This window comes from Stagnihabitans tardus, assembly GCF_009925085.1.
Lineage (GTDB): Bacteria > Pseudomonadota > Alphaproteobacteria > Rhodobacterales > Rhodobacteraceae > Stagnihabitans > Stagnihabitans tardus.
Genome location: NZ_JAABNR010000023.1, coordinates 18,047 through 43,130 on the forward strand (window position 1 = coordinate 18,047; position 25,084 = coordinate 43,130).

At 66.3% G+C, this 25,084-nt stretch carries 22 protein-coding genes; 13 read left to right on the plus strand and 9 right to left on the minus strand.

Annotated features, from left to right (window positions below; translation table 11 throughout):
• Window positions 1-7 precede the first annotated feature (7 nt).
• Complete coding sequence (locus tag GV832_RS17850) at window positions 8-796, minus strand: 23S rRNA (adenine(2030)-N(6))-methyltransferase RlmJ (protein ID WP_168776240.1); 789 nt, start codon at window positions 794-796, stop codon at window positions 8-10.
• Window positions 797-892: 96 nt separating this feature from the next.
• On the opposite strand from GV832_RS17850, the gene GV832_RS17855 reads away from it, so the two are divergent.
• Together GV832_RS17855 and GV832_RS17860 are read left to right on the plus strand one after the other, a co-directional pair.
• Window positions 893-1,573, plus strand: a complete 681-nt coding sequence (locus GV832_RS17855) for a TerC family protein (RefSeq protein ID WP_168776241.1) — start codon at window positions 893-895, stop codon at window positions 1,571-1,573.
• Between the two features lie 207 nt (window positions 1,574-1,780).
• Window positions 1,781-3,481 carry a DUF262 domain-containing protein gene (locus tag GV832_RS17860; RefSeq protein ID WP_168776242.1) on the plus strand — a complete coding sequence of 567 codons (1,701 nt, stop codon included), beginning with the start codon at window positions 1,781-1,783 and terminating at the stop codon, window positions 3,479-3,481.
• 17 nt (window positions 3,482-3,498) lie between these two features.
• On the opposite strand, the gene pyrG is transcribed toward GV832_RS17860, so the two are convergent.
• The 3 genes from pyrG to GV832_RS17875 form a co-directional block, all read right to left on the minus strand.
• Window positions 3,499-5,142 (minus strand): CTP synthase, encoded by a 1,644-nt coding sequence (pyrG, locus tag GV832_RS17865; RefSeq protein ID WP_168776243.1) that lies wholly within the window; start codon window positions 5,140-5,142, stop codon window positions 3,499-3,501.
• 140 nt (window positions 5,143-5,282) lie between these two features.
• The gene (gene secG / locus GV832_RS17870; RefSeq protein WP_168776244.1) at window positions 5,283-5,642 is read right to left on the minus strand and encodes a preprotein translocase subunit SecG; all 360 of its coding nucleotides are present in this window, start codon (window positions 5,640-5,642) and stop codon (window positions 5,283-5,285) included.
• Window positions 5,643-5,711: 69 nt separating this feature from the next.
• Entirely contained in the window at window positions 5,712-6,083 is a 372-nt protein-coding gene (locus GV832_RS17875; RefSeq protein WP_168776245.1) for a hypothetical protein, read from the minus strand.
• A 135-nt stretch (window positions 6,084-6,218) separates the two neighbouring features.
• On the opposite strand from GV832_RS17875, the gene GV832_RS17880 reads away from it, so the two are divergent.
• The 3 genes from GV832_RS17880 (at window position 6,219) to GV832_RS17890 (ending at window position 8,393) form a co-directional block, all read left to right on the plus strand.
• A complete protein-coding gene (locus GV832_RS17880; RefSeq protein ID WP_354001983.1) occupies window positions 6,219-6,560 on the plus strand; it encodes a winged helix-turn-helix transcriptional regulator in 342 nt (113 codons plus the stop codon).
• Between the two features lie 322 nt (window positions 6,561-6,882).
• The gene (locus GV832_RS17885) at window positions 6,883-8,175 is read left to right on the plus strand and encodes an adenylosuccinate synthase (RefSeq protein WP_168776246.1); all 1,293 of its coding nucleotides are present in this window, start codon (window positions 6,883-6,885) and stop codon (window positions 8,173-8,175) included.
• Entirely contained in the window at window positions 8,175-8,393 is a 219-nt protein-coding gene (locus GV832_RS17890) for a DUF2842 domain-containing protein (protein WP_168776247.1), read from the plus strand. The genes GV832_RS17885 and GV832_RS17890 overlap by 1 nt, the downstream gene beginning before the upstream one ends.
• 103 nt (window positions 8,394-8,496) lie before the next feature.
• Here GV832_RS17890 and GV832_RS17895 read toward each other — a convergent pair whose 3' ends face one another.
• Window positions 8,497-10,827: a hypothetical protein gene (locus tag GV832_RS17895; RefSeq protein WP_168776248.1), complete on the minus strand. Its 2,331-nt coding sequence runs from the start codon at window positions 10,825-10,827 to the stop codon at window positions 8,497-8,499.
• A gap of 141 nt (window positions 10,828-10,968) precedes the next feature.
• Between GV832_RS17895 and GV832_RS17900 the strand changes: the two genes are divergently transcribed.
• Window positions 10,969-11,631 (plus strand): thiamine diphosphokinase, encoded by a 663-nt coding sequence (locus tag GV832_RS17900; RefSeq protein WP_168776249.1) that lies wholly within the window; start codon window positions 10,969-10,971, stop codon window positions 11,629-11,631.
• Here GV832_RS17900 and GV832_RS17905 read toward each other — a convergent pair.
• Window positions 11,576-12,490, minus strand: a complete 915-nt coding sequence (locus GV832_RS17905; protein WP_168776250.1) for a DMT family transporter — start codon at window positions 12,488-12,490, stop codon at window positions 11,576-11,578. The genes GV832_RS17900 and GV832_RS17905 overlap by 56 nt on opposite strands.
• Before the next feature lie 125 nt (window positions 12,491-12,615).
• Here GV832_RS17905 and GV832_RS17910 point away from each other — a divergent pair, with 125 nt between their 5' ends.
• Window positions 12,616-13,932, plus strand: coding sequence for a calcium-binding protein (locus GV832_RS17910; RefSeq protein ID WP_227754514.1), 1,317 nt, complete (start codon window positions 12,616-12,618; stop codon window positions 13,930-13,932).
• Here the strand turns inward: GV832_RS17910 and GV832_RS17915 are convergent.
• A complete protein-coding gene (locus tag GV832_RS17915; RefSeq protein WP_168776252.1) occupies window positions 13,929-15,308 on the minus strand; it encodes an L-serine ammonia-lyase in 1,380 nt (459 codons plus the stop codon). The genes GV832_RS17910 and GV832_RS17915 overlap by 4 nt on opposite strands.
• A gap of 9 nt (window positions 15,309-15,317) precedes the next feature.
• Entirely contained in the window at window positions 15,318-15,962 is a 645-nt protein-coding gene (locus tag GV832_RS17920) for a glutathione S-transferase family protein (protein ID WP_168776253.1), read from the minus strand.
• A 177-nt stretch (window positions 15,963-16,139) separates the two neighbouring features.
• On the opposite strand from GV832_RS17920, the gene GV832_RS17925 reads away from it, so the two are divergent.
• Window positions 16,140-16,679 (plus strand): EF-hand domain-containing protein, encoded by a 540-nt coding sequence (locus tag GV832_RS17925; protein WP_168776254.1) that lies wholly within the window; start codon window positions 16,140-16,142, stop codon window positions 16,677-16,679.
• A 120-nt stretch (window positions 16,680-16,799) separates the two neighbouring features.
• Here the strand turns inward: GV832_RS17925 and GV832_RS17930 are convergent, their stop codons facing one another.
• Window positions 16,800-18,137, minus strand: coding sequence for an Nramp family divalent metal transporter (locus tag GV832_RS17930; protein ID WP_168776255.1), 1,338 nt, complete (start codon window positions 18,135-18,137; stop codon window positions 16,800-16,802).
• A 423-nt stretch (window positions 18,138-18,560) separates the two neighbouring features.
• Between GV832_RS17930 and rpiA the strand changes: the two genes are divergently transcribed.
• The 5 genes from rpiA to GV832_RS17955 all read left to right on the plus strand — a co-directional run bounded on the left by rpiA (window position 18,561) and on the right by GV832_RS17955 (window position 24,942).
• The gene (gene rpiA, locus GV832_RS17935) at window positions 18,561-19,343 is read left to right on the plus strand and encodes a ribose-5-phosphate isomerase RpiA (RefSeq protein ID WP_168776256.1); all 783 of its coding nucleotides are present in this window, start codon (window positions 18,561-18,563) and stop codon (window positions 19,341-19,343) included.
• Window positions 19,343-20,686, plus strand: coding sequence for a glutathione-disulfide reductase (gor, locus tag GV832_RS17940; protein WP_168776257.1), 1,344 nt, complete (start codon window positions 19,343-19,345; stop codon window positions 20,684-20,686). Before rpiA ends, gor begins: the two co-directional genes overlap by 1 nt.
• Before the next feature lie 52 nt (window positions 20,687-20,738).
• On the plus strand, window positions 20,739-21,848 hold the full coding sequence (gene hflK / locus GV832_RS17945) for an FtsH protease activity modulator HflK (protein ID WP_168776258.1): 1,110 nt from the start codon (window positions 20,739-20,741) through the stop codon (window positions 21,846-21,848).
• A complete protein-coding gene (gene hflC, locus GV832_RS17950) occupies window positions 21,845-22,810 on the plus strand; it encodes a protease modulator HflC (RefSeq protein WP_168776259.1) in 966 nt (321 codons plus the stop codon). Before hflK ends, hflC begins: the two co-directional genes overlap by 4 nt.
• A 722-nt stretch (window positions 22,811-23,532) precedes the next feature.
• Window positions 23,533-24,942 carry a Do family serine endopeptidase gene (locus GV832_RS17955; RefSeq protein ID WP_168776270.1) on the plus strand — a complete coding sequence of 470 codons (1,410 nt, stop codon included), beginning with the start codon at window positions 23,533-23,535 and terminating at the stop codon, window positions 24,940-24,942.
• Window positions 24,943-25,084: the final 142 nt, after the last annotated feature.

Below are 25,084 nucleotides of genomic sequence, written 5' to 3' on the forward strand. Positions count from 1 at the left end.
CGCGGCCCTAGCGGAAGAGGGCAGAAAGCCGCTTGGCCTCTTCGTGAAGACCATAGGGCGGGTTCACCACGAAAAGCCCCGAGCCCACCATGCGATGGCCGGGGCGGGCCGGGGGGAAGCGGACCTCGTGGGTCAGGGCCTCGGGGAAGGACTTCTGCAGGCTGCGGATCATCGGCCCATGCGGCGCATCGGTCAGGATCGGATACCAGAGCGCCAGGATGCCGACATTCCAGCGCCGGGCGACCTGGGGCAGGATCACCGGAAGCCGATCGTAATCGGTCTTCACCTCGAAGGAGGGGTCGATCAGCATCATCCCCCGGCGCGGGTTGGGCGGGGTCAGCGAGAGCGCCGCCGCCAGCCCGTCCTCCTTGAGGATGCGGAAGGAGGCATGGTTGGCGGTCCGCAGGGGCTGGATCGCGGCCTCCAGGGCCTGGTGTTCCTGGGGGTGGAGCTCGCAAAGCCAAAGCCCGTCCTGCGGTCGCATGATCTGCCCCGCGATCAGCGGTGAGCCAGGATAGGCGGCGCGGCCAAAGGCCTTGCGGGTCATCGAGAGGACACGGCGGTAGGGGTGACCCTCGGGCAGGCGGGCCTCGAGCCGGGAGATGCCCTGCGCCGCCTCTCCGGTCTTGGTGGCCTCGGGGCCCGCGAGGTCGTAAAGTCCGCGGCCCGCATGGGTCTCCAGGTAGGTGAAGGCCTTGTCCTTCTGGGTCAGGTAATCCAGCATCCAGGCCAGAAGCGCATGTTTCTGGACATCGGCGGCATTGCCCGCGTGATAGGCGTGTTGGTAGGACAGCATGGGCGCGGCATGCGGCGGAATGGGCGCGATTGCAAGGGGCTTGGTTGAACTTGCGGCCTTTGGCGCTTAGATAGGCGCAAAACCGAAGGGACAGCCATGGAATTCCTGACAGCCGCAATCGCGGAAATCTTCTCACGCGAGGGCTTTGCCGCCCTCATGTCCGTGATCGGCATCGACCTGGTCCTGGCGGGCGACAATGCCATCGTCATCGGTCTTGCCGCCGCGGGCCTGCCGAAAGAGCAGCGCGCCAAGGCGATCCTGGTGGGGATCATCGCGGCCACGATCATGCGCATCGGTTTCGCCGCCGTGACGGTGCAGCTCTTGCAGGTCGTGGGGCTCTTGCTGGCGGGCGGCATCCTGCTTTTGTGGGTCTGCTGGAAGATGTGGAACGAGCTGCGCCACGACGCGGCCTCGGACAACGCGGCCGAAGAGGCGCTGACGGGGCAGGATCTGAACGCCGACGGGACCATCGCCGGGGGGGCTCCGCGCAAGACCTTTGCCCAGGCGGCCTTGCAGATCGTGATCGCCGATGTCTCGATGAGCCTGGACAATGTCCTGGCCGTGGCGGGGGCTGCGAAGGATCACCCTGCGGTCCTGGTCATCGGGCTGGTGCTCTCGATCGCCCTGATGGGCCTCGCGGCCAGCTTCATCGCGCGGCTTTTGAACAAGCATCGCTGGATCGCCTATGTGGGCCTCGCCATCATCGTCTATGTGGCGGGCAAGATGATCTGGGAGGGCTGGCACGAGGTCCAGCCGGTGGTCCTGGGGATGCTCTGAGGATTTCCAGGTTTGGTAAGCGGAGTCAGGGGCCTCTTGCACGCGTGCAAGGGGCCCTATGTCTTTGGAAGGATTGGAGAAATGGTGTGGGGGTTAAGGGGTTGTTAAGGAGTTGCAGGGCCAACTTCACAAGCAGTTCGCCGCACTCACTGTTGCGTCTTTGGTCTTCCCCTGCAAATATCGCTATCAGCAGAAGGAAGTCACTGAATGCCTCACATTGACACGGGCGCCGCTTACATCGGTTCGATCTTGAGAGACGGAAAGCCTTACTTGGTCCCAAAGTATCAGCGTGACTACAGCTGGACAAAAGACGAAGTTGAGCAGCTTTGGGAGGACATCACACGGGCACTCAAGGACCAGCAGTCAACTTATTTCATTGGATCGATCGTAATCAACGATGGAAACTCATCCGCATATGAGGTCATTGATGGGCAGCAACGGTTGACCACCCTGTCAATCTTGCTTTGCGCCTTGCGAGACCGAGCTAAAATGAGCTCGAATCCGAAGCTGGCCGAGCGTCTTGAAAGTGATTTCCTTGGAAAGTTCGACTATGGAACTCAAGAGACATCGCCAAAGATTACGCTCAATATAAATAATCGGGCGTTCTTCAGCGAAAAGATCATTAACGCCGATGGCGTGGATTCCGTTCGTAGAGAGGCGCAGTCGCGAGCTACGAGCAAGTCAAATAGACTGTTGGCTGAGAGCTATCTCTACTTTCATGGAGTCATTGAGAGAGAACTTGCCGACGGCGTTGGATTTTCTGACTTCGTCCAGCGGATTGTTGAGGCACTTGACGATGTTGTCCAAGTCATCCGGATTTCCGTAAAGGACGACTACGACGCCTATATGCTCTTCGAAACATTGAATGATCGCGGATTGGCGCTTTCAGTAGCGGATCTCTTGAAGAACTATCTCTTTTCGAAGGCGGATGACCGGATAGATGAAGTTCAGGCCAACTGGGCTCTGATGTCTCAGAGGTTGGACCGAATTGAACTGAAGCGCTTCCTGCGCCACTCTTGGCTTTCTCGACACAACATCGTCCGTGACAAAGAGCTCTTTCAGAGAGTCAAGGAGAAATACAATACGAAAAATGGCGTGGTCTCTTTCTCGAAAGAACTGCGCGACACAGCGGAAGGTTATGCTGCCCTAGGTGATCCTCAGTCTGATTTTTGGGCGGACTTTTTCGAGGAGCCGGAAAGGACAAAAATCAGAGGGTACATCGAAGAGCTAAAGCTTTTCGGTGTCAATCAGTACAATCCCCTGCTCGTGTCGACCCTTGAGACGGCGCCATCTAAGTTCCTCTCGGTGCTCCGGATGGTTGTTGCGTTTGCCTTCCGCTACAGCATAATCTTGGGGGCCGGCACCGGAAATATTGAGAAGAGCTTTACTGCTGCCGCAGTCCATCTGCGCAACAACCAAGGTGCAAGCCTTTCTGATATTTTTTCGAAGTTCAGTTCACTATATCCAAGCGATGCAGACTTCTCGGCCGCATTCGCACGAAAGTCGGTGGAGCAATCAGCGATGGCCCGCCATATACTCACCAAGATAAACGACAGACTTGAGGAAGATTCTGGCCTGGTGGTTAATCGGGACGCAAGTGTGGTCAACCTTGAACACGTTCTTCCTCAAAAGTTTGATGTTGCGGACTGGACTGACTTCGGCACGGATGCAGACGCTCTTTCCGAGTACGTCACACGCATTGGCAACATGACTCTTCTCAAAAGCTCTTTGAATCGCCGCATTTCAAATAAGGGCTTCTCTGAAAAGCTTCCTCATTACAAGCAGTCCTCTGCCCTAAAGATCTCGGAAGAAATCTTTGATTGTGAAGCTTGGACCGCGAAGTCAGTTGAGACCCGACAACAAAGGCTGGCGAAGATTGCCTGTCAAATTTGGAGGGTTGATCTGTAGGTGGGGGGCTAGCCCCCCTAAACCAACCGCTCCACCTCCTTCGCCGCTCTTACGAAATCCGCAAACAGCGGGTGCGGGGCGAAGGGTTTGCTTTTCAGCTCGGGGTGGAATTGCACGCCGATGAACCAGGGGTGGTCTTTCACCTCCACGATCTCGGGCAGTTTGCCATCCGGGCTCATGCCGGAGAAGATCAACCCGCATTGCTCCAGCTTGTCGCGGTACTGGATATCGACCTCGTAGCGGTGGCGGTGGCGTTCCTCGATGGTGGTGGAGCCATAGACCTCGGCCACGCGGGAGCCCGCTTTCAGGACCGCCGTATAGGCGCCGAGGCGCATCGTGCCGCCCTTGGCGTCATCGGCCTTGCGGCGGACGGTGTGGTTGCCCTGGACCCATTCCTTCAGGTGGTAAACCACGGGGGTGAAACGCTTTTCCCCCGCCTCGTGGTCGAATTCCTCGGAGCCTGCGTTCTTTAGGCCCACCAGGTTGCGGGAGGCCTCGATCACGGCCATCTGCATGCCGAGGCAAATCCCCAGGTAGGGGATGCCCTTCTCGCGGGCAAATTGGGCGGCGCGGATCTTGCCTTCGGTGCCGCGCTCGCCAAAGCCTCCCGGAACCAGGATGGCGTGGAAATTGCCCAGATGCGCGGCGGGGTCTTCGGTTTCGAAGATCTCGGCGTTGATCCATTCGGCGCGGACCTTGGTGCGGTTGGCGATGCCGCCATGGGTCAGGGCCTCGGCGATGGATTTGTAGGCGTCTTCCAGCTGGGTGTATTTGCCGACGATGGCGACGCGGACCTCGCCTTCGGGATGGGTGATGCGGTCCATCACGTCTTCCCAGCGGGTCAGGTTGGGCTTGGGCGCCGGGGTGATGCCGAAAGCGTCCAGCACGGCCTGGTCGAGGCCCGCGCGGTGATAGGCGAGCGGCGCCTCGTAGATCGTCTTCAGGTCATAGGCCGGGACGACATGCTCTTTGCGGACGTTGCAGAAGAGGGCGATCTTTTCCAGCTCGCGGTCGGGGATCGGGTGTTCGGAGCGGCAGACCAGCACGTCAGGGGCGAGGCCGATGGACTGGAGCTCCTTGACCGAGTGCTGGGTGGGCTTGGTTTTGAGTTCGCCCGAGGCCGCGAGGTAGGGCAGGAGCGTCAGGTGCATCAGGATCGACTGGCCGCGCGGGCGTTCGTGGATGAACTGGCGGATGGACTCGAAGAAGGGCAGGCCCTCGATATCGCCGACCGTGCCGCCGATCTCGCAGAGCATGAAATCGACCTCTTCGTCGCCGATGCGCAGGAAGTCCTTGATTTCGTTGGTGACGTGGGGGATGACCTGGATGGTCTTGCCGAGGTAATCGCCGCGGCGCTCTTTCTCCAGCACGTTGGAATAGATCCGGCCCGAGGAGATGGAATCGGTCTGCCGCGCATGAACGCCGGTGAAGCGCTCGTAATGGCCGAGGTCGAGGTCGGTTTCCGCGCCGTCGTCGGTCACGAAGACCTCGCCATGTTCGAAGGGCGACATGGTGCCGGGGTCGACGTTGAGATAGGGGTCGAGCTTGCGCAGCCGGACGGTATAGCCGCGCGCCTGCAAGAGCGCACCCAGGGCGGCGGAGGCGAGGCCCTTGCCCAGCGAGGAAACCACACCACCGGTGATGAAGATATAGCGTGCCATGGGGGCTCCCGTTGTCAGGCGATTCGGAACGGGCGGAATCGCAGCACCACGGGAATTAGAGCGTAAGGCCTTTTCAGGAAATACGCAACCGGACCGCTAGATGCAGTTGGACCGCCGGGAAAATCAGCAAAGGCTTGTGGTCAGTTTTCCGCCTTGGGCGGGGTGGCGGGGGCATCCGCCGGGGGCAGGGCTTGCAGGGGCGAGGGCGTCGCGGGCAGCTCGGCCGCGGGCTCGGGCAGGGTGCCGCCGATCTGGTCGATGACGGAGGAAGTGGCCGAGTTCGAGGCGGCAAGCAGGGTCAGGGCGATGGAGGTCGCGATGAAGAGCCCCGCGAGGCCCCAGGTCACCTTGGCCAGCGCGGTCGCGGCCTGACGGCCCGAGACGACACCGCCTCCGCCGCCGCCCATGCCGAGCCCGCCGCCCTCCGACCGCTGCAACAGCACGAGGACGATCAGCAGAAGCGCGAGGATCAGGTGGATGGCGAGGACGACGTTTTCCATGGGCAAGGCCTTGTGCGGTGACGCGCCTATCTAGGCGCAAGGCGGCGGGCACGCAAGGGGGAAGGGGGCTCAGGCCGGGTGGCGCGGTCGGAAGCTCCAGAGCCCGAGGGCGAAGAGCGCGGCATTGGTCATGGGCAGGGCCGCGCTGGGGACCGCGATCGTGCCCTGGACGAGGAGGAGGGCACCGGCGGCGAAGTCTCCGACCTGGATGGCGGCCATGGTCAGGACCCAGCCAGGGTCGGGCTGGCTGCGGCGGGCCTGGACGAGGAGGCCGAGGCCGAGGACGAGGAACCGCGTGCCGAGCATGGCCATGAGATAGGCGGAATCGGCCGGGGGCGGGGTCAGGCCCATCCAGGTGGCAAATTGCACCGGGACGAGCAGGGTCAGCGCGGCCAGGACCAGCTGCGAGATGGCGATGAGGACGAGAAGCGGTTTCAGCATGGGGATCTCCTTTTGAGCTGTGATCCCGAGATGCGGCATGGACTATGGAAAAGGAAGCAGTTACAAAATCCATAGTATCACTTTCATGCTGCCCCCTGGGGCGGCGCGACCAGGGAGAGGGCCAGGATGGGCGAGGTGCGGCGGGGAAGCGATGCGGGCTGCGCGGAGGACTGTCCCGTGGCGCGCGCCCATGGGGTCCTGGGCGGCAAGTGGACGACCCTGATCTTCCGCGACCTCCTGCCCGGGCCGCAGCGCTACAGCGGCCTCATGCGCTCGCTGGGCGGGATCAGCCCGCGCATGCTGGCCGAAAGGCTGGACATGCTGGAGGAAGCGGGCCTGGTCGAGCGCCGGGTCTATCCGACCAATCCGCCGACGACCGATTACCGGCTGACCGCGCTTGGCCAGGGCATGGGCCCGGTCATCGCGGCCATGGCGGCCTTCGGGTCCAGCCTGCCACCGGCGACGGGGGAGGCCTAGGCGCCCGCAGGCCGGGGGGCATGGGGGCAAAGCGCACCGAGCCTGAAAGGATATCCCGGGGGGCTCCTCCGAGAGGCGTGGAGCCTGCGATCACGCAGCCTCTGCCGCGCTTCCGGCGGGCCCCGATATCCCAAGGCCGCCCCGGGCGGAACGGTGCTTGCGATCCCCCCCTTTCATACTGGCCCAAATATCCCCGCCGGAGGCCCCGGCTGGCCCCCGGCGCTCTGCCAGGGCCTGACCCACCCCGGCACATTCTCCGCTTTCCCCCGGCAGCCCTTGCCGCTATAGGGTGCACGGTTTCACCAAATGCAGGACCGGACGCATGGCCAACGTGGTTGTCGTGGGCGCCCAATGGGGCGACGAGGGCAAGGGAAAGATCGTCGACTGGCTCTCGGAGCGCGCCGATGTCATCGCACGCTTCCAGGGCGGGCATAACGCGGGCCATACCCTGGTCATCGACGGCAAGGTCTACAAGCTCTCGCTCCTGCCTTCGGGCATCGTGCGGGGCGGGAAATTGTCGGTCATCGGCAATGGCGTCGTGCTGGACCCCTGGCACCTGGTCATGGAGATCGAGAAGCTGCGCGGCCAAGGCGTCGAAATCACGCCGGAAAACCTCATGGTGGCCGAAAACGCCTCGCTGATCCTGCCGATCCATGGCGAGCTGGACCGGGGCCGCGAAAGCCAGAACTCGGTCGCCAAGATCGGCACCACGGGGCGCGGCATCGGTCCGGCCTATGAAGACAAGGTCGGCCGCCGCGCGATCCGCGTGGCCGACATCTTCGACGAAACCACGCTGGACGCCCGCATCGGGCGGCTTTTGGCCCATCACAATGCACTTCGCGCGGGTCTGGGGCTGGAGCCGGTCGACCCCGTGGCGCTGAAAGCCGCGATTCTCGAGATCGCGCCCAAGATCAAGCCCTATGCCGGTCCGGTCTGGAAGGTGCTGACCGATGCGCGGCGCGCGGGCAAGCGGATCCTCTTTGAGGGCGCGCAGGGTGCGCTTCTGGACATCGACTTCGGGACCTATCCTTTCGTCACCTCCTCGAACACCATCGCGGGGCAGGCGGCGACGGGCACGGGGCTTGGCCCCACGGCCATCGATTTCGTCCTGGGCATCGTGAAGGCCTATACGACGCGGGTCGGCGAAGGCCCCTTCCCGGCGGAGCTGTTTGACGCCGATGGCGAGCGTCTGGGCGAGCGCGGCCATGAATTCGGCACCGTGACCGGGCGCAAGCGCCGCTGCGGCTGGTTCGATGCGGTGCTGGTGCGGCAAACCTGCGCGACCTCTGGCGTCTCGGGGATTGCCCTGACCAAGCTGGACGTTCTGGACGGGTTCAAGACGCTGAAGATCTGCGTGGGCTATGGCCTCGACGGCGTGCGGATGGATTACCTGCCCACCGCCGCCGACCAACAGGCGCGCTGCACGCCCATCTATGAAGAGATGGAAGGCTGGTCGGAGAATACGGCAGGCGCCCGCTCCTGGGCCGATCTTCCCGGCGCGGCCATCAAATATGTCCGCCGGATCGAAGAGTTGATCCAGTGCCCGGTCGCGCTGCTCTCCACCTCGCCGGAACGGGACGACACGATCCTCGTGACCGATCCCTTCGCCGACTGATGCGCTACAAGACCAAACGTCGGCTGTCGCTGCTGGTGCTGGTCCTGGGGATTCCGGCCTATATCATCGTGGCCGTCAACCTGATCGACCTGTTCGAGAGGCCCTCCTTCTGGGTCGAGCTTCTGGTCTACCTGGGTCTTGGCATCTTGTGGATCATTCCCCTGAAGCCGATCTTCCTGGGGGTGGGGCAGCCCGACCCGGACGACAAGAAAGATTGAAAAAGGGAAAGGCCCGGGATGATCCCCGGGCCTTTCCCTTGCGGAATGTCGGAAAATGAAAAGGCGGAGAGGTTGCCCTCTCCGCCGCACTGACACGCCGCACTCAGCTTGCCCGGCGTTTGACCTGGGCCAGCATGGGAGAGGTCTCGGTAAGCGCATAGGTCCCGGCCTCGGTCTTGGTCAGGCGCCCTTCGCGCAACAGGCGGCCGAAGCCGCGCAGGCCATCCTCGCGCGAGGGTTCGGAGCCTGCGGCGGTCAGTTGCGCGAAAAGCTCGGGGCGGGTGAAGCCGCCCTCGCCCTTGGTCAGGGTGAGATAGGCGCCGGCCGCCTCGATCAGGTCTTGCAGGCTATGGGCGCCGAGGCCGTCGGCGAAGTCCTGGAAGCTTTGGCCCGGGCCGTCGGAGAAGACATTGGAGCCCTCGGCGGCGGCCAGTTCGTCCTCTTCGGGGGCGAAGGCGGGGCGCTGGGCCAGGGCCGCAGCCGTCACCCGGCGCGGGCGGACGGGCTGGACCGCGACCGGAGCCGGGGCGGCGGCGGGCGCCGGGGCCTGGGCGGCGGGCGCGCGCTGGTCGATGCGCAGCGTGGGCAGAAGCACAAGCGGCGCGGGCTTTTCGGCGGCGGGGCGCATGGCCTGGTCGAGGTCCTGGCGATAGGGGTTCTCGCGCAGGCTGTCATCGGGCTTGGCGGCGCCCTTGGCGCGGCGTTCGGCCACGGTCGCCAGGACGGCGGCCTTGAGATGGGCGATGGCCGAGCGGCGGCGCTTGGTCTGGGGCTCTTCGAACTCCGTCGCGGCCTTTTGCAGGAGGCGGTTGACCGAAGCCTCGTCGGTTTCGACGGCGGGCAGGCGGTTGGCCGGGGTCTCGGGTTGCGGCTCGGTCATGACCGCGCGCAGGGCGGCGGAGGGATCGGCCTCGGGAGCGGTTTCGGGAGCGGTTTCGGGAGCCGCCTGGGCCTCGATGCGGCGGATCTTGATGACCCGGGCCCGGGCGCGCTGGATCTTTTCGGCGACCTGGGGGGCGGCCTCTTCCAGGGGCGCGGGCTCGGCGCCGAAGATGGCCTCAGGCGCAGCCTCGGCTTCGGCAGCAACGGCTTCGGGTTCGGTCGGGGCTTCGGGTTCGGCCAGGGCTTCCGGTTCTTCGAAGGCTTCGGGCTCTTCGGCCGGGGCTTCGGGCTCTTCGAAGGCGTCGGGCTCTTCGGCCGGGGCTTCGACCGCGTCGGACCAGGCTTCGGGTTCCGCGAAGGGGGCTTCGGGGAGCTCTTCATCCGCGGCCATCTCGGGCGCGGGCAGGTCTTCGGGCTCGGGAGCGGCGAGGATGGCGGCCAGGGTTGCGCTGGCTTCGATCTCGGCCTGGGCGGCCTCTTCCGCCTCGGCGAGGGTCTCTTCGACGATCTCGGGCAGGTCGGCTTCCGGCGAGAGCGCCTCGGGCTCGGCCTCGGGCAGGTCCTCGGTCGGTTCGAGGGTCAGGGCGGCCATGTCGAAGGGCTGGGGCTCGGGCGCGGGCTCTGGGGCGATGCTGTCGCTGTCCAGCGCGCCCGAAAGGGTTTCGCGCAGGGCCGACAAGAGGGCGTCATCCGCCTCGGCGGCGGCCTCGACCTCGGCTGCCGGGGCCTCGGCTTGCGCGAGTTCGGCTTGCGGGTCGGTGTCTTCGATCTCGGGGGCCGTGGAAGCGGGAAGCTCTGCGGCCTCGGCCAGGGGGGCCGGAGCGATGAGGTCTTCGGGCTTGGCTTCGGGCGCGGGCGCCGCGTCAAGGAGCGTCGGAGCGGGGGACGCAGGTTCGGTCGCAGTCTCTGCCACGGGGGCAACCACGGGGGGGGCCACAGGGGCGGGCTCGGGGGCGAGCTCGGGAGCCGAAACGGGCGCCTCTGCCGGGGCGGCCACAGGGGCGGCCACAGGGGCGGCCATTGGGGCGGTCACTGCGGTGGTGATCTGGGCTCCGGCCTGGGCGGCGCGGAGACGCTGGAGCCTTTGGGCCGCGCTGGCCATGGCGGCGGCGGCGGCGTCATCGGCCAGCATCCTGGGCGCGGCGGGGGCCGCTGCGGCTTGGGCCTGGCCCATGGTCACGGAAACCCGCTCGGCCGGGGTCGGGGCCGGGGTCGGGTCGGCGCTGCGGGCAGGGGCGCTTTGCGGCGGCGCTGCGGCCGCATCGGGGGCCTCCTCCACGGGGGGGGCGGCTTCGGCCTCCCTTGCGCGGAGCACCACGCCGTTCTCCTGGATCTTGGCCTCGACCCGGCGCTGGATCTCGCGCTCGGCGATCTTGTGCAGCATGGCGGCATCGGGCTGCGGCGGCTCGGCCCCGAAGTAACGATCCTCTGCCGCCAGGTCGCGGAAATACTCCGCGATCGCCTTCATCGTGTTGAAGGGGTCGTCGAAGCCTTCCAGCGTGCAGCTGAAAGTTCCGTAAGAAACCGTTAGAATTTTATGAGCAGCGTTCATTGTCGCCCGCCTTCTGCCAAACTCGACCGGATCACCCTGCGCGGAGGTCTGTTCGAATCCATGGACAAACCGGGGTGATTTGAAGGATTGATTGTGGCCGCCGCACCGGTGGATTGCCGCAATTCGAAGGACAATATCAGCATGCCCGAGGTCATTGTCCAATCAACTGATGGGGTCACCCTGGCGGGGGGCAGCGCTTTTTCGGCGCGTCTCTTGGCCGAGGCGCGGGAATTGGCGCCGCGCGTCGTGGCCGCCGATGGCGGGGCGGACCGGCTTTTGGCGCATGGGGTGGAGCCTGAGGCGGTGATGGGCGACCTCGATTCGATCAGCGATGGCGCAAGGCTGCGGCTGGCGGACAGGGTGCATCACATCGCCGAACAGGTCACGACCGATTTCGATAAGGCTTTACGCTCGATCGCGGCGCCTTTCGTGGTCGCGGTGGGCTTTGCGGGCCAAAGGCTGGACCATGGGCTCGCGGTCTTGACCTCTCTCCTCGCCCATCCCGAGAAACGCTGCCTGGTGATGAGCGCCACGGATGTGGTCTTTCTGTGCCCGCCCCGGCTGGAGCTGGCCCTGACCCCCGGCAGCCGGTTTTCGCTTTACCCCCTGGGGGAGGTGCGCTGCCGGTCAGAGGGGCTGCGCTGGCCGACGGCAGGTTTGGATTTCTCGCCCTGGGGGAGGGTCGGGACCTCGAACGAGGTGGCCGCGCCCCGGGTGCGGCTGGAGGTCGATCAGGCGCGGATGCTGGTCATATTGCCTCGTCGGGCAGCAGGGGCGGTTGCCCGCGCGTTTCAAGGCGGATGACGTAGAGGCCGGAGCCCACGATCACCGCCATGCCGATCCAGGTATAGGCATTGGGGAAGTCGCCGAAGATCGCATAGCCCAGGAAGACCGCCATCGGCAGTTCCAGGTAATGCAGGGGCGCGAGGGTGGCGGCGGGGGCATGGCGCATGGCCACGGTCATGCAGAAATGCGAGGCCGCGGCCCAGAAGCCCACGCCAAAGAGCCAGAGCGTGTTGATCGCGTCGGGCATGACGGGATCAAGCGGGGTCACGCCCGAGCCGTCGAAGGCCCAGAGCACCGGGGCCGCCATGGCGAAACCGGCCAGCGAGGTATGGAGCTGCATCGAGACGGCATCGACGCGGGTCGACATGGCTTGCGTGGCGAATTCGTAGAAGGAAAAGGCCAGGGCGCAGCCCAGCGGGAAGAGCGCGACCAGGCCATAGGTCGAAAGCTTGGGCTGGATGACGAGAAGCGCTCCGCCAAAGCCCACGAGCGAGGCCAGGACCTGCTGTTTGCCGATGGGCGTGCCGAAGATCAGGCGGGACAGGCCCATGATCATGAAGGGCATGACGAAGACGATGGCGATGGCATCGGCGATGGGCATGAACTGGACCGAGGCCACGAAGCAATAGGTCGACAGGATCAGGCAGAAGGCGCGGGCGGTGATGAAGAAGAGGTCGCGCCTGGTGCCGCCCCATTTCGGCCGCATCAGGGCGAAGACCGGCAGCATGCAAAGCCCCTGGAACAGGAAGCGCGCGGCGGTGATCTGGCCCACCGGAATCGCCTCGGTCGCCAGTTTGGAACAGGCGTCCAGGAGCGGGGCCATGATGCAGAAGGCGACCATGAGAAGGGCGCCGCGAAGGGGGGATGGCGTCGACATGCGGCCTTTTAGCAGGGCGCGCGCGCGGGGGGCTGCCGGAAACCGACGCGGGGGGGCCGAAAATCGCGTTTGACCCAAGGGGCGGGGCGGGGGCAGAATGGGGCGTCTTTCAGAAGGTTCGCGTTATGGCCACGATCATCAGCACCAATGTTGCGCAGTCCCTGTTGATGCCGGGGGATTACCTGCTTTTGACCCAGACCGGCTCGATCACGACGGCGGGCGCCAGCGCCATCGCCTCGCCCTTTGGCGGCGTGCGCATGACCTTGGCGGGGCTGGTCTGGTCGGACCAGACGGCCATTCAGACCGTGGTCGTCGATGCCCTTTCGGGGCAAAGCAGCTATACGGTCACCACCTCGGGCCAGGTGATCGGCGACCAGGTGGCCATGCGGCTTCAGGGGCCCTCGGTGGTCAAGAACTATGGGCAGATCCTCGGCGAGGCCGCGGTGCAGATCTGGACCTCTGACGTGCAGGACACGAATGTCGCGCTGACCAATATCGGGCGCATCGACGGCGGCTATGCGGCGATCACGGCGCTGGGGGCCAACACCGGGGGGTTCCTGAATGTGACCAACCGGGGCACGATCTCGGCCTCGGGCTGGGGGGTGCTGGACCAGACGGTGGGGATGACCTGGGTCATCCACAATTACGGTCGGATGGAGGGCGGCATTTGGCTCGGCGGCAGCAATGACGTGGTGGGCAACAAGGGGACGATCCTGGGCGACATCTACCTGGGCGAGGGCCAGGACGAGATCGACACGCGGGGCGGGACGATGACCGGGCTGATCTGGTTGGGGGGCGGCGATGATTTTGCCGTCCTGGGTGCCGCGGCGGAGTTCGTGCAGGGCGATGGCGGCTTCGACCTGGTCAGCTATGAGTATTCCCAGGTCCGGGTGATCTTGAACCTGGCCAATGGGCTGGCCAACCGGGGCGATGCGGCGGGCGACCAGTTTGCGGGGGTCGAGGCCTTTGCGGGGTCCGATGTCGGGGCGGACCGCATGACCGGGGATGCGGCGGACAACCGGCTGGAGGGGCGGGGCGGCAATGACACGCTGGTGGGTGGCCTCGGCGCCGATACGCTGGTCGGAGGGCAGGGGCTGGACCTCTTGACCGGCAATGCCGGGGCGGATTGGTTCGTCTTTGGCACGCCTGACGGCAATGTCGACCGCATCACCGACTTTGCCCGTGGGGTGACGCCGGACCGGATCGTGGTCCAGGCCTTTGACTTCGGCATCTTCGACCTCGCTCCCGGGGCGGTCGCGGCGGGGGCCTTCATCCTGCGGGCCGACAACCAGGCGCAACAGGCCGACGACCGCTTCATCTTTGACACCACGACCAGCACGCTTTGGGCGGACTTCGACGGCAATGGCGCCGAGGTGGCCATCGCCGTCTGCCAGGTTCAGGCCGGCGTCGTGCTGCGGGCCGCCGATCTCTGGCTGATCTAGCAGTTGGGGACATTGACGGCGAGGCCGCCCAGGGAGGTCTCTTTATACTTCTCATGCATGTCATGGCCGGTCTGGCGCATGGTCTCGATGCAGGCATCGAGCGAGACCAAATGCTGCCCGTCGCCGCGCATGGACAGCGAGGCCGCCGAGACCGCCTTGATGGCGCCGAGGCCGTTGCGCTCGATGCAGGGCACCTGCACGAGGCCCTTGACCGGGTCGCAGGTCATGCCGAGGTGATGCTCCAGCGCGATTTCGGCGGCGTTTTCCACCTGCTCCGGCGTGCCCCCCAGCACCGCCGCGAGGCCAGCGGCAGACATGGCGGCGGCCGAGCCCACCTCGGCCTGGCAGCCGCATTCCGCCCCCGAGATCGAGGCATTGTGCTTGCACAGCCCGCCGATGGCGGCGGCGGTCAAGAGGAAATCCGGCACGCGCGAGAGCGAGGCGCCGGGCACATGGTCGAGGTAATAGCGGATCGTCGCGGGCAGGACACCCGCCGCGCCATTGGTCGGCGCGGTCACGACCTGGCCCCCGGCGGCGTTTTCCTCGTTCACCGCCATGGCGTAAAGCGACATCCAGTCGTTGATCGTATGGGGCGCGGTCATGTTCAGGCCCCGTTCGGCCATCAGCGCGTCGTAAATCCCCTTGGCCCGCCTGCGGACCTTCAAGCCCCCGGGCAGGATCCCATCCACTGCCATCCCGCGCGAGATGCAGGCGTTCATGACCTCCCACAGCCGGGACAGGCCCTTGTCGATTTCCGCTTTCGTGCGGAATTTCAGCTCGTTCTGCAGTTTCATCTGGGCGATGGAGAGGCCGGAGGCGCGGGCCATGTCCAGCATCTCGGCCGCCGTTTCGAAAGGATAGGGCACATCGGCGCGGGCCTTGGATTTCGTGCCCCCGGCCTCGGCGAGCTCTCCGGCGGTCAGGACGAAGCCGCCGCCGATGGAGTAATAGGTCTCCTCCAGGATCACGTCGCCCTGGGCATCGGTGGCCTTGAGGATCATCCCATTGGCATGGCCCGGAAGCGCCGGGCCATAGTCGAAGGTCAGGTCTTTCTTGGGGTCGAAGCTCAGTTCCGGCAGGCCGGGGGGCTGGATCTTGTGGGTCTCGTGGATGGCGGCCAGCGTGGCTTCGGCCTTTGCGGCGTCATAGGTCGCGGGCTGGAACCCGGCCAGCCCCAGGATCGTGGCGCGGTCGGTGGCATGGCCCACGCCGGTAAAGGCCAGCGACCCATGGAGCGAGCCGCGCAACCCCGCCGCATGGAAGGGCGAGGCGCGCAGAAGGTCCAGGAAGCGGGCGGCGGCCACCATGGGCCCCATCGTATGCGAGGAGGAAGGCCCGACGCCCACCTTGAACATGTCGAAGACGGAAAGGAACATGATGCGGCCTCAATAGGGGTCGGAGAGATAGGTGAGCTTCAGCCCCTCGTCGCGGCAGACTTCCGCCACGGCGGGGTGGAGTTCCAGCGGGGCCAGGAGGGGGCCGAGGTGGGGCAGGTCCTCCAGCGTCAGATGGGCGGCATGGCCGGGGGGGAAGCCGCCCAGCCAATGGACCAGCATGGCAAGGTAGATGGGCAGGGGCTTGGTTCCCTGCAGCCAGTCGGGCGGGGTCGCGGCCATGGCGTCCAGCGTGGCGAAATTGGCGCGCAAGAGGCCCGCCGCGCGCGCGGCGACCTCGGGGCCATCGGAGGCCACGCGCTCGGGGTAGAAGACGGACATCAGCGGCGCGTGCAGGTTGTAGCTGGTGAAGAAAAGCCAGGAGAGGAAGGCGCCGCGCTGGGGGTCGGTGGCGCTGGGGGCAAGGCCGTGGCGCTCGGCGAGGTGAAGGAAGATCGCGGCGGTCTCGAAGACCGGGCCATCGGGGGTCTCGAGCGCGGGGATCTTCCCCAGGGGTTGCAGGGCGCGGTAGGCGGGGCTGTCGAGGGCGCCGTTCTCGCGGTCGATGAGGATTTCCGTGAAAGGCGCGCCGATGACGCGCAAGAGGATGCGCAGACCTTGGGAGGCGCTGTCGGGCCAATAGTGCAGGGTATACATCGCGGGCTCCTTTCGCGGCAGGATAGGCGGGATTGCGGGGAAGGGGGGCGCAAAACCGACAGAAGGGCGCGGAAAACGAAGGGGCGCGGTTTTTCTGCAAGTGTTCCGGTTTTGTTTACCCGGGCTTAACCGGGATTCGCGAAGCTGGGTCATCCCGATCCAGAATGGAGAGATGTCATGCGCCTTGCCCCCCTGATGATGATTTTGCCGCTTGTGATGCCCCTGTCGGCCCGGGCCGAGGGCGGCCTTCCGCCGCGCCTGATGCAGGTGATCAAGGCCGACAGCGCGGCCTATTTGCAGGATGTGGCGGCGCTGATCGCGAGCGCCGGCTCGGGCGATGCGATCACCTCGGATCAGCTGGCGGTCTCGATCGCGCTGAAACGGGCAAAGGCGCGGGTCGCGGTCGTCGCGCCGCTGATGGCGGCGGACCTGAATGGCGATGGGGCTGTGACGCGGGAAGAGATGCTGGGCGCCGCCCAGGCGCTGAAGGCCGAGGCGCGGGTGCGGCTCGACCGTGATTTCGGGGCGGCCGATGCCGATGGCGATGGTCTGGTGACGGCGGCCGAGATTGCGAGCCGGGCCGAGGAGGCGGCTCTGTCGGCCTATGGCCCGGCGCGGCTGGCCGAGGTCAAGGTGCTGATGGGTTTCGACGCCGATGCCGATGGAAGGGTCACCCTGGACGAGGTGCGCTCGGGCGTCCAGGCCCTGGTGTCCTGAGCCGCGGCCTGGCCGGTTTCGGCGCAGGCGGCGCGGGTTCCCCCCGAGGGGGGCCAGGTTTTGCGTCGGGGGGCCTTGATGGTGCGCCCGGCAGCGCCTCCCCCCGGGGTGCCTGCCGGATCAGAAGAAGTCGCTGAGCAGCTTCAGGTTCAGGACGACGATCACCGCCGCGATGGCCCAGGCGAAGGCGCCAAGCCAGAGGGGGGCCACCAGGTCTCCCATCTTCGAGCGCTGGGTGGTGAAGGCCACCAGCGGCACGACGGCGAAGGAGAGTTGCATGGACAGGACGACCTGGGTGAGGATCAGGAGCTCTCCCATGCCGTCGGTCCCGTAAAGGATGGTCACCCCTGCCGCCGGCAGGATGGCAAGGGCGCGGGTGAGGAGCCTGCGGGCCCAGGGCGCGATCCGGAGGTGCAGAAAGCCCTCCATGACCGCCTGGCCCGCCAGGGTCGCCGTGACGGTCGAGTTCAAGCCACAGGCCAGAAGGGCCACGGCGAAGAGGACCGGCGCGATGCCCGCGCCCAGAAGGGGCCCGATCAGCCGATGGGCATCGCCGAGGTCCGCGACCTCGGTCTGGCCATTGGCATGGAAGGCCGAGGCCGCGAGGATCAGGATCGAGGCATTGATCGTCAGGGCGAACATCAGGGCCACGGTCGAATCGATCGTGGCAAAGCGCAGGGCCTCGCGCTTTTCGGCTGTGGAGTTGCCCCAGGCCCGGGTCTGGACGATGGCCGAGTGCAGATAGAGGTTATGCGGCATGACCGTGGCGCCGAGGATGCCCAAGGCCAGGTAGAGCATGTCAGGGTTGGTCAGGATATCGGTCGTGGGCATGAATCCCTTCAGCACGCCGCCCCAATCCGGGTCCGCCAGGACGATCTGCGCCAGGAAAGAGACCGCGATGATGCCCAGAAGGGCGATCACGAAGGCCTCGAGCTTGCGGAAGCCGCGCCGTTGCAGCCAGAGGATCAGGAAGACATCGAGCGAGGTGATGATGACGCCCAGTTCCAGCGGGATGCCGAAGAGCAGGTTCAGGCCGATGGCCGTGCCGATGACCTCGGCGATATCGGTGGCGATGATGGCGATCTCGGCAGCAAGCCAGAGCGGGAGCCGCGTCCAGCGCGGCAGCCCGTCGCGGCAGGCCTGGGCCAGGTCGCGGCCCGAGGCGATGGCGAGGCGCGCGCTCAGCGATTGCAGGACGATGGCCATGATATTGGACAAGAGCGCCACGAAAAGCAGCGTATAGCCGAATTTCGACCCCCCCGCGAGCGAGGTCGCCCAGTTGCCAGGGTCCATATAGCCCACGGCGACCATGTAGCCCGGCCCGAGGAAGGCCAGGAACCTCTGCCAGCGCGTGACGCCCAGCGGGATGGAGCGGTGGACATCGGCCAGCGCGGCCTCGCCGCGGGGCTGGCTCCAGGCCCGGTCGGTTGCGGGTTCGGGGCGGTCGAAGAGGCTCATGGGCACCAATCTGGTTTTGCAATTGCGAATTAGTCGCAATTTAAGCTTGGCGCGGTGGGGCCGGATGTCAAGGGGGAAAGCGATGGGGCCGGGAGCCTTGGGACTGACCGCGGAGGGAAGTGGCGCGGGCGTTCCGCCCGCAAGCGCTTGCCTCGCCTCTGGCCTGCGGCCAACCGGCTCCGGGGGAAGGAGGGGCCGTCGGGCGGGCGGCATCGGGGAGGGGCCCGCTATTCTTGCTGCTGATCAGCGGCATGGGCGGCGGAGTGGCGCGGGCGTCCCGCCCGCAAGCGCTTGCCTCGCCTCTGGCCTGCGGCCAACCGGCTTCGGGGGGAGGGGGGGCGGCGTCGGGGAGGGGCCCCCTTTCCCCATGGCCCCGCGCGTTCCATTTGCTATAAGGCCTCCAGACCCGAAGGAGGCCCGGACATGACCAAAGAACTCTCCCCCGCCGACAAGGCGAAATTCGTCGCTGCCAAGCGGGCTTGCGACTATGTGCAGACGGGGATGAAGGTCGGGCTCGGCACGGGATCGACCGCGGCCTGGATGGTGCGCTGCCTGGGCGAAAGGGTGCGCGAAGAGGGGCTCAAGATCGTGGGCGTGCCCACCTCGACCCGGACGGCGGAACTGGCGCGGCAGGTGGGGATCCAGGTTGTCTCGCTCGATGAGGCGAAGTGGCTCGACCTGACCATCGACGGGGCGGATGAGTTCGATCCGCAGCTGGCGCTGATCAAGGGCGGCGGGGCGGCTCTGTTGCAGGAAAAGATCGTGGCCACGGCCAGCGACCAGATGATCGTCATCGCCGATGCGGCCAAGGAGGTCGCGACGCTCGGCGCCTTCCCCCTGCCGGTCGAGGTCATTCCCTTTGGCTGGCAGACCACCAAGGCGCTGATCGAAGAGACCCTCGTGGCGCTGGATGTGATGAACCGCGAGGTCTCGCTTCGGATGAACGGCGACCGGCCGCTGATCACGGATGAAAGCAATTACATCGTCGACCTGCATCTGAAGCGCATCGGCAACCCGCGCCAGCTTGCCCTGGTCCTGAACCAGATCCCCGGCGTCGTGGAAAACGGGCTCTTCATCGACATCTGCGACGTGGTGGTCATCGGCCATTCCGATGGCCGCGTCCAGGTGCGCGACATCAACAATGGCACCGACACCGAGGACCGGATCGAGTTCCTGCCCTCGGACAACATCTTCCGGGACCTGTGATGGATTACGACCTTTTCGTCATCGGCGGCGGCTCGGGCGGGGTGCGCGCGGCGCGGATCGCCAGTGCGGAGGGCGGGGCCAAGGTGGGCCTGGCCGAGGAAAGCCGCATGGGCGGGACCTGCGTGATCCGGGGCTGCGTGCCCAAGAAGATCATGGTCAATGCCTCGGCCTTCCCGGGCCAGATCGCGGATGCGGCGGCCTATGGCTGGCAGGTGACCCAAGGCGGCTTTGACTGGCCGCGCTTTCGTGGCCAGCTGGAGGCCGAGCTCACACGGCTGGAGGGCGCCTATCGCAACACGCTGAAGAATGCGGGGGTTGTGATCCATGACCAGCGCGCGGTGGTCATCGACCCGCATCGCGTCAGGCTGGCGGATGGGACGGAGGTCTCCGCCCGCCATATCCTGATTGCCACCGGAGGCCGCCCCTTCATCCCCGATATCCCCGGGGCAGAGCTGGCCGTCACCTCGAACGAGATGTTCCACCTCGACGCCCTGCCGGGGCGCGCGGTCATCATGGGCGGCGGCTATATCGCCTGTGAGTTTGCCTGCATCCTCAATGGCCTCGGCGTGCAGGTCACGCTGATGTGCCGCGCCTCCAACATCCTGCGCGGCTTTGACGAAGAGGCCCGCGCCCATGTGGCCGCTGGCATGGCCGAGAAGGGCATCACCATCCTGACCGGGACCGAGATTGCCCGCATCGACCCTGGCCTCGTGACCACCACGGCGGGCGCGACCCATGAAACCGACCTCGTGCTTTACGCCACGGGCCGGGTGCCGAACACCACGGGCCTGGGGCTGGAGGCGCTCGGCGTCCAGTTTGGCGCCAGGGGGCAGATCCTGGTGGATGCGCATAGCCAAACCTCCGTCCCCTCGATCTTCGCCGTGGGCGATGTCACCGACCGGATCAACCTGACCCCGGTGGCGATCCGCGAGGGCCATGCCTTTGCCGATACGATCTTTGGCGGCAAGCCCTGGGTGGCCGATCACGACCTGGTGGCAAGCGCGGTCTTCACCCAGCCCGAGATGGGCACGGTGGGCCTGACCGAAGAGGCGGCGAAGGCGCAAGGCGGGGTCGAGGTCTATGTCTCGACCTTCCGTCCCATGAAGACGCTGTTTGCAGGCCGCCAGGACCGCACCCTGATGAAGCTGATCGTGGCGACTGATACCCGCAGGGTGCTGGGCTGTCATATCGTCGGCCCCGAGGCGGGAGAGATGATCCAGTTGGCCGCCGTGGCGATCAAGATGGGCGCGACGAAGGAGGATTTCGACCGCACGGTCGCGGTTCACCCCACGGCAGCGGAAGAATTGGTCACGATGCGCAAACCCGCGCGGGTTCACGCTTGAAATTCGCGCCTGAGTCCCCAGTTTTAGGGCAGGCATAACAAAGAGGTTAAGGATGGCAAACGGAAACGGCCCCTGGGGCGGCGGTAACGGCCCCGAGGATGACCGCCCGAAGGGCAAACGCGACGAACCCCGCGGGCCCCAAAGCCAGATCCCGGAAATCGACGAGGTCCTGCGCAAGGGCCAGGAAAAGCTCCGTGTCATCATGGGTGGCGGCGGGGGCGGCAATGGCGGACGCCCGGGCCAGGGCGGTGGCGTGCCGGCCATCACCCCCATGGGCGCGGCGCTCGGCGCCGTGGGTGCGCTTTTGCTTTACGGCTACATGTGCGCCTATACCGTGCGCCCCGACGAGCAGGGGGTCGAGCTCTTCCTCGGCAAGGCGACCGAGGTCACCGGCCCGGGCCTGAACTTCGTGGCCTGGCCGCTTGGCACGGCCGAGGTCGTCTCGACCACCCAGCAGCGCACGACCGATATCGGCATGGGCGTGCAGGGCCAGGACGACAACGGGCTGATGCTGACGGGCGACCAGAATGTCGTGGATATCGAGTTCCAGGTCGTCTGGACGATCAGCGATCCGACCAAGTATCTGTTCAAGCTGGACGATCCCGAGGGCACCCTGCGGGCTGCCGCCGAAAGTGCCGTGCGTGACATCGTGGCGCGCAGCCTTCTGGCCCCGATCCTGGGCGAAGATATCGGCGTGGTCGAAAGCTCGTTGAAGGAAGAGGTCCAGGCGACGCTGGACAGCTATGAAAGCGGCATCGCGGTCGAGCGCATCGTGCTGCGCAAGCCCGACGTGCCCGAAAGCGTGCGTCCGGCGGTCCAGGCCGTGCAATCGGCCCAGCAAGAGCGCGACCGCCTGCAGAAGGTGGCCGATGCCGATGCCAACAAGGTTCTCGCGGCCGCGCGCGGCCAGGCGGCCCAGGCCGAGCAGGATGCCCAGGCCTATGCCGCCACGGTGATCAACCAGGCCGAGGGCGAGGCCAGCCGTTTCAACGCGGTCTATGCCGAATATGCCAAGGCGCCGGAGGTCACGCGCCAGCGCATGTACCTGGAAACCATGGAATCCGTGCTGGGCGGGGCGCAGAAGGTGATCCTGGAGGGGGGGCAGGCCTTGCCGCTTTTGCCGCTTGACGGGGTCTTGTCGCAGAAGGGGGTCCAGCAATGAAGGCGGGTCTTGTCATTCCGGCCCTGGTGATCCTGGGCGCGGCGGCGCTGTCCTCGGTCTATGTGGTCGATCAGCGCGAGAAGGTGCTGGTGCAGCAGTTCGGCGAGGTGGTGCGTGTGGTCGAGGAGCCGGGGCTCTATTTCAAGCTCTCGCTCGTGCAGGACGTGACGCGCTATTCCAACCAGATCCAGGGTCTGGTGACCCCGCCGCAAGAGATCAACTTCTCGGACCGGCGGCGCCTGGTGGTCGATGCTTTCGCGCGCTGGCGGATCGTCGATGTGCAGAAGTTCCGCGAGGCCGTGGGCCTGGGCGGGATCGAAAGCGCCGGGGCCTCGCTGGGGCGGATCGTGAACTCCGAGGTGCGCGACGTGCTGGGCGATGTGCCCCTGTCGACCGTGCTGAGCCCCGAGCGGGTGGCGCTGATGGCCAAGATCCGCGATGCGGCACGGGCCAAGGCTCAGAGCCTGGGGATCGAGGTCATCGACGTGCGCCTGACGCGCACCGACCTGCCCGTGCAGAACCTTCAGAACACCTATTCGCGGATGGAGGCCGAGCGGAACCGCGAGGCGACCGACGAGATCGCCCGAGGCAACGAGGCGGCGCAGAAGATCCGCGCCACGGCCAATCGCCAGGCGGCCGAGATCACCGCGGAGGCCAACAAGAAGGCCGCCATCGTGCGCGGCGAGGCCGATGCAAGGCGCGCGGCCATCTATGCCGAGGCCTATGGCCAGGACCCCGAGTTCTACGCCTTCTACCGGTCGCTGCAGGCCTATGCGACGGCCTTGCAGGGGGGCAATACCTCTTTCGTCCTGGCGCCGGAGGGGGATTTCTTCCGCTTCTTCGGGGCCGGCGATGCCTCCGGTTCGGTGGGGGCCGACGGCACGGGCGCCATGGGGGTCGGCACGACGGTGAACGGCGGGGCGGGACCCAAGCCGCCCGAGGGCTCGAGCGCGGCGCCGTAAGGGCTGCGGACCAGGGTTTGACGGGGCCTCTCCTTCGGGAGGGGCCCCGTTGCTTTGGGGGGCAGGCTGCGGGGAGCCTGGCCCTGCCGACTGGAGGGGCGGCGGCAGGGGCCTGGCCTGTGGGCCCTGCCGACTGGGAGCGGGGGCTCTGCCGACTGGGCCCTTGCCCTTGACAGCCGCCGCTTGGCCCTGCCGACTTGGGGACTTGGGGACTTGGGGACTGGGGACTGGGGTCTGAGGGCTGAGGGATGGGGCGCCCTCCCGTCCGGGGGGCGGCTGCGGCGCCGTTGCCCGTCTGCCGCTGGCAGTCGGCAGGGACCCGGGCGGGCCTTTCGTCGCCAGGGTGCAGTCGGCAGGGCCCGACCCCGCAGTCGGCAGGGCCCAGCCATCCGCCCTGGCGCAAGGCGTCAGTCGGCAGCGCCCCCTCCCACCCTCCTCCCGCCCGCGTGAAACAATTCCCCCCGATCTGTCACAGGGCTTTGACCCTGCGCGATCCGGTTTGCATGGACATGGCCCCATCGCATGACAGATGATGAGCCATCCGAACAAGGGCGCCACGACAAGGTGCCCGGCACATCGAGAGGAGTTCGAACGTGCAGTCTCTGAATGTGACTCAAACCGCGCCGCAAGCCCTGGCGCAGCCCCGGCCCCTGGCGCAAGCCCGGCCCCTGGCCCGGCCCCGCGCCGCGCGCCTGCTTGGCGCCCTGACGCTTGGCCTGGCCATGACCGTCAGCCCCCTGGTCCTTGCCCCCTTCGCGAGCCCCGCCCAGGCCCAGGCCGTGCCGCCCTCCTTCGCCGACCTGGTCGACCAGTTCTCCCCGGCGGTCGTCGACATCACCACCTCCTCCATCGTCGCGGCCGAAGCGGGTGGCGGCATGCAGGTGCCCCCGGGTTCCCCCTTCGAGAAGTTCTTCAAGGACTTCCAGGGCGACCAGCCGCCGCGCCAGGAAGAGATGCAGCGCTCCGAGGCGCTGGGTTCGGGCTATATCATCTCGGCCGATGGCTATGTCGTGACCAACAACCATGTGATCGAGGGCGCCGACGACATCCAGGTCGAGACCTTTGGCGGCAAGACCTTCACCGCCAAGCTGATCGGGCGCGACCCCAAGACCGATGTGGCGCTGTTGAAGATCGACAGCGAGACGCCCTTGCCCTTCGTCTCCTTTGGCGACAGCGACAAGATGCGGGTGGGGGATTGGGTCGTGGCCATGGGCAACCCCTTGGGGCAGGGCTTCTCGGTCTCGGCGGGCATCGTCTCGGCACGCGGTCGGGAATTGAACGGCACCTATGACGACTTCCTGCAGACCGATGCCGCGATCAACAAGGGCAACTCGGGCGGGCCCTTGTTCAACGTCGATGGCGAGGTCATCGGCATGAACACCGCCATCCTCTCGCCCTCGGGCGGGTCGATCGGCATCGGCTTTGCCATGGCCTCGAACGTGGTCACCAAGGTGGTGGACCAGCTGAAGCAATATGGCGAGACGCGGCGCGGCTGGCTGGGCGTGCGCATCCAGGACGTCAGCGAAGATGTCGCCGATGCCATGGGCCTGGCCGAGGCCAAGGGCGCGCTCGTCACCGATGTGCCCGATGGCCCCGGCAAGGATGCGGGGATCCTGTCGGGCGACGTCATCGTGACCTTCAACGGCCAGGAGGTGAAGGACAGCAAGGAGCTGGTGCGCCGCGTGGCCGATGCGCCGATCGGCGAGGTCGTTCCTGTCCTGGTCCTGCGCGATGGCAAGCAGGTGACGCTGGATGTCAAGCTGGGCCGCCGCGAAGAGGCCGAGGGAGAGGCGCAGCCTGCCGCCGACAAGTCCACCAAACCGGCCGAGCCCCAGACCGGCGAGATGATGGGCCTGACGCTTCAGGCGATCACCGACGAGATGGTCCAGGACCTCGGGCTCACGCCCGGGGACAGGGGCCTTGTGGTGATGAAGGTCGATGTCGCCTCCGAGGCCTATACCAAGGGCCTGCGCGAGGGCGATGTGATCATGGAGGCGGGCCAGCAGAAGATCGCGAGCCTCAAGGACCTCGAGGCCAGGGTGGCCGAAGCCAGGGAAGGCGGGCGCAAGTCGATCCTGCTCCTCGTGCGCACCCAGGGCGACCCGCGCTTCGTGGCGCTGTCGGTCGAGTGAACCGGATGAGATAGGGGGAAGGCGGGCCGCGAGGTCCGCCTTTTTCGTTGCGCGGAGACCCGGGGTATACCCCGGGCTACGCAGTTCGGCGAGGCCAGCAAAGGGCCCATCCTCTTTCACATTTGTCGAAACATTCCCGACA